The following is a 13,705-nucleotide window of genomic DNA, read 5'->3' as shown; positions in this document are numbered from 1 at the left end:
CGACAGGTCGGTGACCCAAAACGCACCCCATATCCCGTCACCCCGGGCTTGACCCGGGGTCCCGCTATTGGCCGACCGCAGGAGAAGCGGGACTCCGGATCAAGCCCCGGGTGACGGGGGTGAACGGCTCGGCCTGAAGCCTCAATCGTCCTGCCAGGTCACGCCGTCGCGCTCGGTCAGCGCGATCGCGCCGGCGGGGCCCCAGGTGCCGGCGGCATAATGTTTGGGCTTGGTCTGGTTGGCATCCCAGCCGGCGCGGATCGCGTCGATCCACGTCCATTGCGCCTCGACCTCGTCGCGGCGGACGAACAGCGTCTGGTCGCCCTCGATCAGGTCGAGCAGCAGCCGCTCATAGGCGATCCGGCGGCGCGAGCCGGCGAATTCGGCGTCCATGCTGAGGTTGAGCGGCACCTCGCGCAGGCGGATGCCCTCGCGGTCGAGCCCCGGCTCCTTCGCCATCACCAGCAGCTGGACATATTCCTCTGGCTGCAACCGGATAACGAGCGTATTGGGCTGGAGGATGCCGCCGCGGCCCGAGAACATCGAATGCGGCACCGGCTTGAACTGGATCGCGATCTCGCTGCGCCGCTTCGCCATCCGCTTGCCGGTGCGCAGATAGAAGGGCACGCCCTGCCAGCGCCAATTGTCGATATGCGCCTTGATCGCGACGAAGGTCTCGACGTTGCTGTCATAGCCCAGCTCGTCGTCATAGCCCTTGACGACCTTGCCGCCGACTGCGCCCTCCTCATACTGGCCGGTGACGGTGCAGATCGGCACGTCCTCGGGCGCGATCTTGCGCAGCGAGCGGAACACCTTGGCCTTTTCGTCGCGGATCGCGGCGCCGTCGTAGAGGGCGGGGGGCTCCATCGCGATCAGCGCGACGAGCTGGAGCATATGGTTGGCGACCATGTCGCGCAGCGCGCCCGCGCCCTCGTAATAGCCGGCGCGATCCTCCAGCCCGACCGTTTCGGCGATCGTGATCTGGACGTTGTCGATTCCCTGCGCGTTCCACACCGGCTCGAAGAACGAATTGCCGAAGCGCAGCGCGAGGATGTTCTGGACCGTCTCCTTGCCGAGATAATGGTCGATGCGGAAGGTCCGCTCCTCGGGAAAGGCGGAGGCGACGGTGTCGTTGATCTCGCGGCTGGAGGCGAGATCGTAGCCGAGCGGCTTCTCCAGCCCGATCCGCACCGTCTCGCCGGCAAGGCCGACGCTTTCCAGCCCCTTGACCGCCGGCTCGAACAGCGACGGCGCGGTCGACAGATAGATGGCGAGCCCGCTCGACACGTCGCCGATCTTTTCGGCGAGGCCGGCGAAGCTCGCCGGGTCGGACAGGTCGGCGGGCTGGAAGAACAACCGTTCGAGGAAGCTGGCGATCTTGTCGTCGTCCTTGCGGTCGGCGGCGAGGAACTGGCCGAGCGCCTTCTGCACGAAGGCGCGGAAGGCGTCGTCATTCTGCTCGCCTCGCGCCGAGCCGACGATCGTCAACGCCTCGGGCAGCAGCCCGTCGGCGTGCAATCCGTACAGCGACGGCCACAGCATGCGCTGGGCGAGGTCACCGGTCGCTCCGAACAGGAGCAGCTTGCCGACGGGATTGCGCTGCATGACGGTCCTTCTGTTAAACGATCAGGCCGGCCAGGGGATCGAGCCCGGCCATGATGTTGAGATTCTGCACGGCGGCGCCACCGGCGCCCTTGCCGAGATTGTCGAGCGTGGCGATCAGCCGCACCTGGCCGCTGTCGGCATTGCCGCAGACGCGCAAGGTCATCCGGTCGGTGCCGCTATTCTCCTCGATCGTCACCGCGGCGACGTCGCCACTCGCGACCGTGATCAGCGCGCTGTCGGCATAGGCCGCGGCGAGCGTCTCCTCGACCGCGGCGAGGCTCGGCCGGCCGGGTAGCTGGGCGAGCGCCAGCGGCACCTCGCCGAGCATGCCGCGGTTGAGCCGCGCCACCGCGGGCGCGAACACCGGCGGATGGGCGAGGCCGGCATGCGCGCGCATCTCGGGTAGATGCTTGTGCGACAACGTCAGCGCATAGGCGCGCAGCGCCGTATCGACCCCGCCGCCCTCGAATTCCGCGATCATCGCCTTGCCGCCACCCGAATAGCCCGACACCGCATTATAGGTCAGCGGCCAGCCGGCAGGGATCAGTCCCGCGCGCACCAGCGGCGCGACCAGCGCGAGGAAGGCGGTGGGATAGCAGCCGGGGTTCGACACGAACCGCGCCGCGGCGATCCGCGCCGCCTGACCCTCGGTCAGTTCGGGAAAGCCATAGGTCCAGCCGTCGGCGACCCGATGTGCCGACGAGGCGTCGATCAGCCGCGTCGTGCCGCTACGCACCAGCGCGGCCGCCTCGCGTGCCGCCTCGTCGGGCAGGCAAAGGATGGCGATATCGGCGTCGTTGAGCGCCTCGGCGCGAGCATCCGCGTCCTTGCGGCGCGAGTCGTCGAGCGTCACGACGGCGATGTCGGTGCGGCCGCTCAACCGCTCGCGGATGTCGATGCCGGTGGTGCCGACGGCGCCGTCGATGAACACGGTGACGCTCATGCTGCGCTCGCCTTGTCGAGGATGGAACGGTCAACATAGCCGACCAGATTCTGGCCGATCGCCCGGCCCCAGGCATGGCGCCCGGCGAGTTCGAGCACCTCGAACACGTCACCGGTGGCGAGCGTCGCGATCGGCTCGCTCAGATTGCGATCGGCGAAGAGGCCGGCGTCGCCCAATGCCACCGCGGCCATCGGCGCGGCATAATGCGGCGCAAACACCTGTTCGGCGAGGCGGACATCGGCGAGATCGCCGCGCACCGCATGCGTCCGGGGATCGAGCGTGACCGACGGGCCGGTGAGCGCGAACGCCCTACGCGAGGGCTGGCTGGCGCGACCGGGCGTCGCCTTCGCCAAGGAATTGCCCGAACTCTTCAAGAAACTCTGCCCCTTCGGAAGTACGCGCGACGAAGATGTTGCGCTTGTCGCTGTCGTCGCGTTGCCGGCGCAGATAGCCGAGCGCACCCAGCCTGTTCAAGGCGCGCGTGACGACGGGCTTCGATACGTTGAGGGCCCGGGCCAGGCCCCGCACCGTATGCGGGCCGGGATTGAGGTAGACGAGGAGGAGCAGCGCCATCTGCCGGTTGGTGAGATCGGGTTCGCCCGAGCGCACGTAATCCACCAGGGCCGTCATCCACGTCGCGAGTGATTGCGCGGCAGTTCCCACGTTCAAATATCCGTTTCTGCGCCGTTTTCGGGGCTTTGTTTCGCGGTCATAACGCCCCCGCACGGTGCAGGTTTCCGGTAAACGGACGGGTAGGGTGAATAAGTGGCCTGGGTACGGTTGCGGACCGGCGGGTGGCTTCGGTGCCCGATGCCGTGATCGTCGCGCGCACCCGCACGGTTGATCGTTTCGCAGCCCTCGCCTATGTGCGCGCCTTCATACGCGTTTCCGGGACCATAGATGTTCACCTTCCTCCTCGTCGTTCATGCCATCATCGCCGCGGCGCTCGTGACGGTGATCCTGATGCAGCGGTCGGAGGGTGGTGGCCTCGGCATGGGCGGCAGCCCGTCGGGGCTGATGTCGGCGCGCGGCGCGGCCGATTTCCTCACCCGGATGACGTCGATCCTCGCGACGGTGTTCGTCGGCATGTCGATCGCGCTCGCCTTCATCGCGGCGCATCGCCAGACGCAGACGATCGACACCTCGCTCGCCCGCACGCCCCCGGCGGCGGCACCGGCCCCTGCGCCCGCGCAGGATGCGGTGCCCAACGCTCCCGCCGACAATGGTGCGGTGCCGCTCCAACGCTAACCCGCTGATCCGTTCATCGTGAATCGCGCGCGGGGCCGACCCGCGCGCTCTTGTCGTTCGACCCCATAACACGCTAGGCGATTTCTCCCATGGCGCGGTACATCTTCATCACCGGCGGCGTGGTTTCGTCGCTCGGCAAAGGCCTCATGGCGGCCTCTCTCGCAGCTTTGCTCCAGGCGCGCGGCTACCGCGTCCGGATTCGCAAGTTCGATCCCTATCTCAACGTCGATCCCGGCACGATGAGCCCGTATCAGCACGGCGAGGTCTACGTGACCGACGACGGTGCCGAGACCGACCTCGACCTCGGCCATTACGAGCGATTCACCGGCGTCGCCTCGCGCCAGTCGGACAACGTCACCTCGGGGCGCATCTACAAGACGATCATCGAGCGCGAGCGGCGCGGCGACTATCTCGGCGCCACCGTGCAGGTGATCCCGCACGTCACCGACGCGATCAAGGCCTTCGCCCGCGCCGAGACCGATGACCTCGATTTCGTGCTCTGCGAGATCGGCGGCACGGTCGGCGACATCGAGTCGCTGCCGTTCATCGAGGCGATCCGCCAGCTCAAGAACGAGGTCGGCCGCGGCAATGCGATCAGCATCCACGTCACGCTCGTTCCCTATATCGCCGCCGCCGGCGAGCTGAAGACCAAGCCGACGCAGCATTCGGTGCGCGAACTCGCCGCCTTGGGCGTGCAGCCCGACGTGCTGGTCTGCCGCTGCGAACATCCGCTGCCGCCGTCGGAGCGCGCCAAGATCGCTTTGTTCTGCAACGTGCCGGAGACGGCGGTCATTCCGGCGCTCGACGCCAAGAGCATCTATGCCGTGCCGCTGCAATATCACGGCGAGGGCCTCGATTCGGAGGTGCTGCGCGCCTTCGGCATCACGCCGTCGTCGGCGCCCGACCTCAGCCGCTGGACCGATATCATGGATCGGCTCACCAATCCGGAGGGCGAGGTGACCGTCGGCGTCGTCGGCAAGTACGTCGGCCTGCAGGATGCGTACAAGTCGCTCAACGAGGCGCTCGTCCATGGCGGGATCGCCAACCGGGTCAAGGTCAACGTCCGCTGGATCGACGCCGAGATCTTCGAGAACGACAATGGCGAGATCGTCAGCCAGCTCGAGCCGTGCGACGCGATCCTCGTCCCCGGCGCGTTCGGCGAGCGCGGTGCCGAGGGCAAGATCAAGGCGGTCAAATTCGCCCGCGAGCGCGAGATCCCCTATTTCGGTATCTGCTTCGGTATGCAGATGGCCTGCGTCGAGGGCGCGCGCGACCTCGCCGGTATCGCCAATGCCTCGTCGACCGAATTCGGCCCGACCGACGAGCCGGTCGTCGGCCTCATCACCGAGTGGATGGGTCGCGACGGGCTCGAGAAACGCGAGGAGCAGGGCGATCTTGGCGGCACGATGCGGCTCGGCGCCTATGAGGCATCGCTCGACGGCAACAGCGTCGTGTCGTCGATCTACGGCGATACGGTGATCCACGAGCGCCATCGCCACCGCTACGAGGTTAATACGCATTACAAGGATGCGCTGGAGAAGGGCGGGCTGGTGTTCAGCGGCATGTCGCCCGACGGCACCCTGCCCGAGATCGTCGAGCGGCCGGATCATCCGTGGTTCGTCGGTGTCCAGTTCCACCCGGAGCTGAAGAGCAAGCCGTTCGATCCCCACCCGCTGTTCGCGAGCTTCATCCAGGCGGCGCTGACGAAGAGCCGCTTGGTCTGACGCTCTTGCGCGGATCCGCGCGACTGCGGCATGATGGCGGTGGAGCATCGATATGGCGACATCATCACCAAGGCTGCCCGCGGATCCGACGTTCGACGATTATGCGTTGGTGAGGCTGCGCTCTGTCGTCGGCACCGACGCAGGGATTTTGTTGCCGGGAACAATTGGGACAATCGTACACCGGCACGATGGCGGCGAGGCCTATGAGGTGGAGTTCGTCGAACCGGTCGCCATCGTCGTCACCTTGCGCAATGGCGATCTTGCCCGCGTGATATGATCGGCCTTCCCGGCATTCGCGTCGTCGAGATCGCGAAAGTCGAGGCGTATCTGCTCAATCGCGATCATCCGACCGGGCGTGCCAAGGCGACGTTCTTCGGACGCTTCGGATATGATTCGTCCGACCCAATCGCCTTTGCGGTGGCGCTGGATCGGCATGGGGCGACACGGCCGATCGTGCGAACGTCGAGCAACGCTTACGGTATAAAACATGAGGTGCGATGCAGCCTCGAAACGCCTGACGGGCGCGACCCCTGTATCGTGACGATCTGGCTCCAGCCGGACGGCGAGGCAGGCTGCCGCCTGATTACCGCCTATCCGGCCGATCACCGTTAACAGAGCGCTCGGACCGATCGGCCCGGACGCCCCGATGATTACGCGGCCGCGGCCACGTCCTTGTTTTCCACCGCGGCGAGCGGTGCGCCGGTCTTGATCGCGATGGTCTTCGGCTTCATCGCCTCGGGCACCTCGCGGACCAGGTCGATGACGAGCAGGCCGTCGTTGAGACGGGCATCCTCGACGAAGACGAAATCGGCGAGTTCGAAGCGGCGCTCGAAGCTGCGGTTGGCGATGCCGACGTGCAGGAAGTTGGCGTTACCGGCCTTGTCGTCCTTCTTGCCCGAGACCAGCAGCAGGTTCTGCTGCGCGGTGATCTCGATCTCGTCACGCGAGAAGCCGGCGACCGCGAGCGTAATGCGATAGCGATCCTCGGCGAGGCGTTCGAGGTTGAAGGGCGGGTAATTCTCCGCCGTGGCGGCACGCGCGTTGCTTTCCAGCATGTCGAACAGTCGGTCGAAACCGATGGTCGAGCGGCGATAGGGGGTCAGGTCGAGTCGCATGTCAAATCCTCCGCGAGAAGCGAGTTGAACGACGGCATCCACGGGCGTGCGATGCCGGTGCACGGCCCGTGATCGGCGCCGCGCAGCCCCGATTTTGGATTGCCCCGGCCGCGGTTCAAGAGGGCCTCTGTTCGCCCGTTTCGTAATTTTCGGGGTCGGCGCCGAAGCCCCGCTTTGTCGCCGCGAAGCATCTCCATCTTTGAACATCCCCCGAACCAGTGGAGTTTGCGGCGAAAATAACATCAGGGAAACCGCATGTCGCTGACGCTCGCCATTCTTCTCGCCGGCCAGACCGCCGCTGCCGCCGCCGCACCCGCCGCAGCGCAGGACGATGCCGCACCCGCGCCGGTGACCGCCGGGGGAAGCGAAGACGCCCGGCCGGCGGCTCCGGCACCGGGCGGCGGCGACATCCTCGTCACCGCGCGCCGGCGTGCCGAATCGGTGCAGCGGGTGCCGATCGCCATGTCGGTGGTCGGCGGCGCCGATATCGACAAGACCGGCGCGTTCAACGTCAACCGCCTCCAGCAGCAGCAGCCCTCGCTGCAATTCTTCTCCAGCAACCCGCGCAATTCGGCGATCAACATCCGCGGCCTCGGCGCACCGTTCGGCCTGACCAACGACGGCATCGAACAGGGCGTCGGCTTCTACGTCGACGGCGTCTATATCGGCCGGATCGGCGCCTCGACCTTCGATTTCGTCGACGTCGACCGGGTCGAGGTGTTGCGCGGTCCGCAGGGGACGCTCTACGGCAAGAACACCACCGCCGGCGCGCTCAACGTCACGACCCGCCCGCCGAGTTTCACGCCGGAGGGCAGGGCCGAGGTCAGCCTCGGCAATTACGATTTCGTCCAGGCTAAGGCGTCGGTGTCGGGGCCGCTGTCCGACACGGTGGCGCTGCGGCTGTCGAGTTCGGCGACGACGCGCAAGGGGACGATCCGCGACGTGACTTCGGGTGAGGACCTGCATCGCCAGCGCAATCTGGGGGTGCGCGGCCAATTGCTGTGGAACGCGAGTCCGTCGCTCAATTTCACGTTTTCGGGCGATTTCAACGTCCAGAACCCGGAATGCTGCGTGCAATATTACGCCCGCGTCGGCACCACGCAGCGCCCGATTGCGCGGCAATATGACGCGCTCGCCGCGGCGCTCAATTATACCCCGCCGAGCAAGGACCCGTTCGATCGGCGCACCGACCTCGATGCGGCGATCAATTCGCGGCAGGAGGTCGGCGGCGCCTCGCTGGTCGCCAATTGGGATCTCGGCCCGGCGACGCTGACCTCGGTCAGTGCGTGGCGCTATTGGGACTGGCAGCCGCAGAACGATCGCGACTTCACCGGCCTGCCGATCACCACCGTCTCGCAGAATCCGTCGCAGCAGAAGCAGGTGTCGCAGGAATTCCGCTTCGCCTCGAACGGCACCAACCGGCTCGACTACACGGTCGGCGCCTTCCTGTTCCACCAGACGATCGATACCCAGGGGTCGCAGGTGCAGGGATCGGCGGCGAGCCGCTTCCTGCTGTCGGGCACCGACGCCAGCAACCCCAACGTTCTCAACGGCCTGACCTCGACCAATACGATCAGCTTCGACAACACGAGCTTCGCGGTGTTCGGCAAGCTCAACTGGGCGCTGACCGATGCGCTGCACATCCAGCCGGGGCTGCGCGTCAATTACGACCGCAAGTCGGGCTTCTACGAATCGGTCGTCAGCATCGCCAACAGCCAGTATAATTTTACCGCCACGGCCGACAATGTCGCGACGCTGCTCGCCGCGCAGCCCACCACGGCGGCGCGCACGACCTTCCAGAACCAGATCAATACACTCGCACCGCAGCGTTACAGCCCGCGGTTCAGCGCCTGGAATACGTCGGGCGATATCACCGTCTCTTATGATTTCGCGTCCGAGATTCACGGCTACGCCACCTATGCGCGCAGCTTCAAATCGGGTGGGATCAACCTGTCCGGCCTGCCGCTCAATTCGAACAGCACCGGCGTCGATCTGACGACGCAGACGGTGAAGCCCGAAAAGGTCAACAATTACGAGATCGGCCTCAAGACGCAGTTCCTCGACCGGCGGCTGACGCTCAACCTCGCCGGCTTCTGGACCGACGTGTCCGACTATCAGGCGACGGTGAACAACAATGCGATCAACGTGATCCGCGGCTATCTCGCCAATGCCGGCAAGGTGCGGTCACGTGGCGTCGAGTTCGATTCGAGCTTCCGCCCGAGCAAGCGGCTCAGCGTCTACGTCAGCGGTGCCTTCACCGACGCCAAATATGTCGACTTCAAGAACGCGCCGTGCCCGCCCGAACTGTCGGGTGGCACCGCGACTGCGCCCGGTGGCGTGACCGATCCGGCGGGGACGCCCGGCGGGCGTAGCCCGGCCTTTTGCGACATCTCCGGCCAGCGCCTGCCGGGCATCTCGAAATGGTCCTTCTCCTACGGCGGCGAATATAACGTCCCCGTCGACGGCGCGGGCGGCGAGGTCTATATTGGCTATGACGGAAATTACCGGTCGCGCTTCTCGTCCAACCCGTCGCCGTCGGCCTATACGTGGATCGAGGGCTATTCGCTGTCGAACGTCCGCGCGGGCTATCGCAAGAACGATTTCAACGTCTTCGGTTGGGTGCGCAATGCGTTCGACCAGAACTACTTCGAACTGCTGTCAACGCAGTCGGGCAACACCGGCCTCATCGTCGGCCAGCCCGGTGATCCGCGCACTTATGGCCTGACGGTGTCGAAGCGGTTCTAGGCGTTTGAACGTTCGGGAAGGGCGGGGATCGGACAATGTCGCGACACGTTCGGCCGGTCTGCCAACCGCCTGAGCTACCCGCAGTTCGTCACCCCGGCGAAGGCCGGGGCCCATGGTTTCGGTGATTTCAAAGGCAGCGCATACCGTTGTCGCCATCGCATCCATGGGTCCCGACTTTCGCCGGGATGACGAAGCGGGGGAGGGATGACGCCACGCCCGCATTGTGCGTGCCAAACGGTTCGGAATCGCAGATACTTCGGTCCGCGTTATGACCCGGTTCAGGATTGATCGGCAATAAAGACGATCGCCGGACAGGGGGCGCGACCTGGAAGCTCCCACCCTCTGCCCGGCTACTCTGGTCTAAAACTGCGGCGGACAAGCAAACGCCCGGACCGTTGCCGATCCGGGCGCCTGCGTGACGAGAAAACCCGTCAGCCCCCTTAGGTCGCTTTCCGACAATCGCGCGTTGTTTCGCTGCGCTGTCGTTCCGCTCTTCCCCGAACCACGGCCGTTGCCTGTGTCTCAGTAAGTCTTTGCTAGGCAGCACTGCCGGCTTTGTCACCGGCTATGTGGAGGGGCAGAATCGATTGGCCGAAACCTGTGTCGAATCCGCAACATTTGTTGCTTGTGACTCGCACGTCACCTAGAGGTCCGGCCATGCTCCTCTCACGCTACGAACGGATGATCGCCCGGCGCTACCTGCTCCCGGGCAAGGGCGAGGCGTTCATCTTCCTGGTCGCCTCGATCAGCCTCGTCGCGGTGATGCTCGGCGTCGCCGCGCTCGTCATCGTGATGAGCGTGATGAACGGCTTTCGTGCCGAGCTGTTCGACAAGATCGTCGGGCTCAACGGCCATGCCGTGATCCAGGGCGTCGGCGGCCGTCTGCCCGACTGGCGCGAGATCGTCGCCGAGGCGCGCAAGACGCCCGGCGTCACCTCCGCCACGCCGATGGTCGAACAGCCGCTCGCCGCGACCTATAACGGCCGCGCTGAAGGCGTGCTGGTCCGCGGCGTCCGCCTCGCCGACGTCAAGCCGGTGATCGGCGACAAGCTCGTGATGGGCACGCTCGCCGGCATCACGCCGGGCAGCGGCCGGATCGCGATCGGATCGCGGCTTGCCGAGGCGCTCGGCGCGCAGGTCGGCAGCGAGATTTCGCTGTTCAACCCGCAGGGGCAGGCGACTCCGTTCGGCACCGTGCCGCGTATCGTCAATTATACGGTCGGCGCCATCTTCGAGATCGGCCTGTACGATTACGACAAGGCCTATGTCATCATGCCGATCGAGGATGCGCAGACGCTGCTGCTGCTGGGCGACAACGTCAGCCAGATCGAATTGCAGACCGTCGATCCCGACAAGGTCGCGCCGATCCTCGCGCCGCTCGCCGATCGCCTTCGCGGCGGCGCGGTCATCGCCGACTGGCGCAGCATGAACGCGCAGCTGTTCCAGGCGCTCGAGGTCGAGCGGGTCGCGATGTTCACCGTGCTGTCGATCATCATCCTCGTCGCGGTGTTCAACATCCTGTCGTCGCTGATCATGCTGGTCCGCGCCAAGACGCGCGACATCGCGATCCTGCGCACGATGGGCGCGACGCGGGTCGGATTGATGCGCATCTTCATGGTCGTCGGCACGACGATCGGCGCGCTCGGCACGCTCGCAGGCCTCGTGCTCGGCTTCGTCTTCCTCTTCTATCGGCAGGCGGTGGTGAACCTCGTCCAGCTCGTCACCGGGCAGAATCTGTGGGACCCGTCGATCCGCTATCTCACCGAGCTGCCGTCCAAGCCCGACCCGGTCGAGATCGTCATCATCGCGCTGATGGCGCTGGTGTTCAGCTTCCTCGCCACGCTCTATCCGGCGTGGAAGGCGGCGAGCACCGATCCGGTACAGGTGCTGCGCTATGAATGACGTCCTCCGCACCACCGGCCTGACCCGCAGCTTTCGCCAGGGCGAGGAGACGATCCACGTCCTGCGCGGCGTCGACCTCTCCGTCGCGCCGGGCGAGATCGTCGCGCTGGTCGGCCCGTCGGGTTCGGGCAAGTCGACCCTGTTGCAGGCGGTCGGCCTGCTCGAGGGCGGCTTCCAGGGCTCGATCATGATCGGCGGCGAGGAAGCCGCGAAGCTCGATGCGCACGGCCGCACGATCATGCGCCGCGACCGGCTCGGCTTCGTCTACCAGTTCCACCATCTGCTGCCCGACTTCAACGCGACCGAGAATGTCGTGCTGCCGCAGCTCGTCCACGGCGCCGAGCGCAAGCCCGCCGACGATCGCGCGGTGTCGCTGCTGACGGCGCTCGGCCTCGGCCACCGGCTGACGCACCGGCCGAGCCAGCTCTCCGGCGGCGAGCAGCAGCGCGTCGCGGTGGCGCGCGCGCTCGCCAACCGGCCGGCGCTGGTGCTCGCCGACGAACCGACCGGCAATCTCGACGAACATACCGCCGACGTGGTGCTTGCGGAATTCCTGCGGCTGGTGCGCGGCGAGGGCTCGGCGGCGTTGATCGCCACGCACAACGAGCGGCTGGCGCAGAAGATGGATCGCGTCGTCCGCTTACACGAAGGCGTGCTGACGTGACGGCGTGGGGCGAGACGCCGACGCTCGTCGGGCGTCACGTCACGCTGCGGCCCCTGGAGCGCGCCGACCGGGACGCGCTGGTCGCGGTCGCCGCGGCGGACGATCTGTGGGACACCTTCTACGCCAACGTCTCGCAGCTCAAGGATGCGGACCGTTGGCTCGACACGGCGTTCGAGCAGCAGGCGTTCGGCCGCGCCCGCCTGTTCGCGGTGTGCGATCCGGCGGGGCGGGTGGTCGGCACCACCCGCTATATGCGCATGGCGCCGACGCATCGCCGGCTCGAGATCGGCGGCACCTTCTATGCGAAGGCGGTGCAGCGCACCGGCGTCAACACCGAAGCCAAACTCATGCTGCTCACCCACGCCTTCGAGGCGCTGGACTGCCAGTGCGTGCAGATCCGTACCGATTCGCTCAACAAGCGCAGCCAGGCGGCGATCGAGCGGCTCGGCGCGAAGCAGGACGGTGTGTTGCGCGGTCATCAGCAGATGGCGGACGGCCGGCTGCGCGACAGCGTCGTCTATTCGATCCTCGACCGCGAATGGCCGGGGGTGAAGCAGAACCTCCTTTTCCTGCTCGCGAGGCACGCATGACCGCGATCACCGACTTCACCGTCACCGGCGCCGACGGCGCGCCGATCCCGCTCGATCGCTGGGCGGGGCAGGTGCTGCTGATCGTCAACACCGCCTCGAAATGCGGCTTCACGCCGCAATATGAGGGGCTCGAGGCGCTGCATCGCCGCTTCGCCGAGCGTGGCTTCGAGGTCCTCGGCTTCCCCTGCAACCAGTTCGGCGCGCAGGAGCCCGGCGACGCCGCCGAGATCGCCAATTTCTGTTCGCTGACCTATGACGTGACCTTTCCGGTCTTCGCCAAGGTCGACGTCAACGGGGCAGGGGCCGATCCGTTGTTCTCGCGGTTGAAGACCGAGGCGCCGGGCCTGCTCGGCTCTAAGGCGATCAAGTGGAATTTCACCAAGTTTCTGGTGAACCGCGAGGGCAAGGTGGTCCACCGCTACGCGCCGACGACCAAGCCCGAGGAGATCGCCGCCGATATCGAGGCGTTGCTCTAACGCCTGCAAATTCCAATACCCCGGCGGAGGCCGGGGTATTGGTTTCGCCCTCACACCTCCGGTGCGGCGAAGGGCTTCGCGCCTGTCTTGTGGTTGAGCGCCGACGCCACCGAGGCGACGCCGCCGAGCAGGAAGCTGATCCCGAGGATGAAGCCCGGCAGCGTCAGCGCCGACCAGGGCAGGGTCGCGAGCACGTAGATCGCGAGCAGGATGTTGACCACGCCGAGCACGATCATCAGCGCGCGCCCCCGTTTGAACCGCGCGCCGAGCCCGATCTCGAGCGCCCCGCGGATGCCGAGCCAGATCGCGACCAGCAAGGTCAGCGAGATCGCCGCGGTCGCTGGCGCGAACGCCATCAGCAGTCCGATGACCAGCGACAGCACGCCGAAGCCGATCGCATAGCCGCGCCCTTCGTGATCCCTGCCGGCAAACCCGGCCGCGATCGACACCAGCCCGGCGGCGATGAAGAATGCACCGATCACCAGCGTCGCCGCATAGGTCGCGGCGAAGGGATTGAGGAAGGCGAGCACGCCGAGCACGATCGACAGCACGCCATAAGCGAGGATCCAGCCCCAGCCGGCACCGGCGGCACGCGGCGCGAGCGGATCGGTGAATACAGTGTCCGACATTGACGTAACCTCCTCCGTTATGCCCGCGTAACGGAGTTATCCACCGCAGGTTCCTTGGCCTGCC

At 66.3% G+C, this 13,705-nt stretch carries 15 protein-coding genes; 9 read left to right on the top strand and 6 right to left on the bottom strand.

Annotated features, from left to right (window positions below):
- Positions 1-141: 141 nt before the first annotated feature.
- From zwf to FFS23_RS11105, 4 genes are read right to left on the bottom strand one after another with little or no spacing between them, the layout of a single operon-like run.
- Positions 142-1,605, bottom strand: a complete 1,464-nt coding sequence (zwf, locus tag FFS23_RS11120) for a glucose-6-phosphate dehydrogenase (RefSeq protein WP_137898675.1) — start codon at positions 1,603-1,605, stop codon at positions 142-144.
- 13 nt (positions 1,606-1,618) lie between these two features.
- The gene (gene argC, locus FFS23_RS11115) at positions 1,619-2,548 is read right to left on the bottom strand and encodes an N-acetyl-gamma-glutamyl-phosphate reductase (protein WP_137898674.1); all 930 of its coding nucleotides are present in this window, start codon (positions 2,546-2,548) and stop codon (positions 1,619-1,621) included.
- The gene (locus FFS23_RS20430) at positions 2,545-2,901 is read right to left on the bottom strand and encodes an SH3 domain-containing protein (protein ID WP_245640836.1); all 357 of its coding nucleotides are present in this window, start codon (positions 2,899-2,901) and stop codon (positions 2,545-2,547) included. The genes argC and FFS23_RS20430 overlap by 4 nt, the downstream gene beginning before the upstream one ends.
- Positions 2,858-3,178 (bottom strand): MarR family transcriptional regulator, encoded by a 321-nt coding sequence (locus FFS23_RS11105; RefSeq protein ID WP_038659952.1) that lies wholly within the window; start codon positions 3,176-3,178, stop codon positions 2,858-2,860. Before FFS23_RS11105 ends, FFS23_RS20430 begins: the two co-directional genes overlap by 44 nt.
- A gap of 270 nt (positions 3,179-3,448) precedes the next feature.
- Between FFS23_RS11105 and secG the strand changes: the two genes are divergently transcribed.
- The 4 genes from secG (at position 3,449) to FFS23_RS11085 (ending at position 6,132) form a co-directional block, all read left to right on the top strand.
- Entirely contained in the window at positions 3,449-3,796 is a 348-nt protein-coding gene (gene secG / locus FFS23_RS11100; protein WP_038659948.1) for a preprotein translocase subunit SecG, read from the top strand.
- 89 nt (positions 3,797-3,885) lie between these two features.
- Positions 3,886-5,520 carry a CTP synthase gene (gene pyrG, locus FFS23_RS11095; protein ID WP_038659946.1) on the top strand — a complete coding sequence of 545 codons (1,635 nt, stop codon included), beginning with the start codon at positions 3,886-3,888 and terminating at the stop codon, positions 5,518-5,520.
- A gap of 52 nt (positions 5,521-5,572) precedes the next feature.
- Positions 5,573-5,797 carry a DUF4926 domain-containing protein gene (locus FFS23_RS11090; RefSeq protein WP_052075507.1) on the top strand — a complete coding sequence of 75 codons (225 nt, stop codon included), beginning with the start codon at positions 5,573-5,575 and terminating at the stop codon, positions 5,795-5,797.
- Positions 5,794-6,132, top strand: coding sequence for a DUF6883 domain-containing protein (locus FFS23_RS11085; protein ID WP_137898673.1), 339 nt, complete (start codon positions 5,794-5,796; stop codon positions 6,130-6,132). Before FFS23_RS11090 ends, FFS23_RS11085 begins: the two co-directional genes overlap by 4 nt.
- Positions 6,133-6,170: 38 nt before the next feature.
- Here FFS23_RS11085 and FFS23_RS11080 read toward each other — a convergent pair whose 3' ends face one another.
- Positions 6,171-6,635 (bottom strand): Hsp20 family protein, encoded by a 465-nt coding sequence (locus FFS23_RS11080; RefSeq protein WP_038659940.1) that lies wholly within the window; start codon positions 6,633-6,635, stop codon positions 6,171-6,173.
- 255 nt (positions 6,636-6,890) lie between these two features.
- Here FFS23_RS11080 and FFS23_RS11075 point away from each other — a divergent pair, with 255 nt between their 5' ends.
- The 5 genes from FFS23_RS11075 (at position 6,891) to FFS23_RS11055 (ending at position 13,012) form a co-directional block, all read left to right on the top strand.
- Positions 6,891-9,380: a TonB-dependent receptor gene (locus tag FFS23_RS11075; RefSeq protein ID WP_137898672.1), complete on the top strand. Its 2,490-nt coding sequence runs from the start codon at positions 6,891-6,893 to the stop codon at positions 9,378-9,380.
- Positions 9,381-10,037: 657 nt separating this feature from the next.
- The gene (locus tag FFS23_RS11070; protein WP_038659934.1) at positions 10,038-11,282 is read left to right on the top strand and encodes a lipoprotein-releasing ABC transporter permease subunit; all 1,245 of its coding nucleotides are present in this window, start codon (positions 10,038-10,040) and stop codon (positions 11,280-11,282) included.
- A complete protein-coding gene (locus tag FFS23_RS11065; protein ID WP_038659931.1) occupies positions 11,275-11,946 on the top strand; it encodes an ABC transporter ATP-binding protein in 672 nt (223 codons plus the stop codon). The genes FFS23_RS11070 and FFS23_RS11065 overlap by 8 nt, the downstream gene beginning before the upstream one ends.
- Positions 11,943-12,536: a GNAT family N-acetyltransferase gene (locus FFS23_RS11060; RefSeq protein WP_137898671.1), complete on the top strand. Its 594-nt coding sequence runs from the start codon at positions 11,943-11,945 to the stop codon at positions 12,534-12,536. The genes FFS23_RS11065 and FFS23_RS11060 overlap by 4 nt, the downstream gene beginning before the upstream one ends.
- Positions 12,533-13,012, top strand: a complete 480-nt coding sequence (locus FFS23_RS11055) for a glutathione peroxidase (RefSeq protein WP_137898670.1) — start codon at positions 12,533-12,535, stop codon at positions 13,010-13,012. The genes FFS23_RS11060 and FFS23_RS11055 overlap by 4 nt, the downstream gene beginning before the upstream one ends.
- Before the next feature lie 50 nt (positions 13,013-13,062).
- Here FFS23_RS11055 and FFS23_RS11050 read toward each other — a convergent pair whose 3' ends face one another.
- Entirely contained in the window at positions 13,063-13,641 is a 579-nt protein-coding gene (locus FFS23_RS11050; RefSeq protein WP_137898669.1) for an HdeD family acid-resistance protein, read from the bottom strand.
- Positions 13,642-13,705 lie beyond the last annotated feature (64 nt).

This window comes from Sphingomonas sp. 2SG (assembly GCF_005503285.1).
Classification (GTDB): Bacteria; Pseudomonadota; Alphaproteobacteria; order Sphingomonadales; family Sphingomonadaceae; genus Sphingomonas; species Sphingomonas taxi.
The sequence above is the reverse complement of the archived record's forward strand: the minus strand, read 5'-3'. Positions and strand labels throughout refer to the sequence as shown.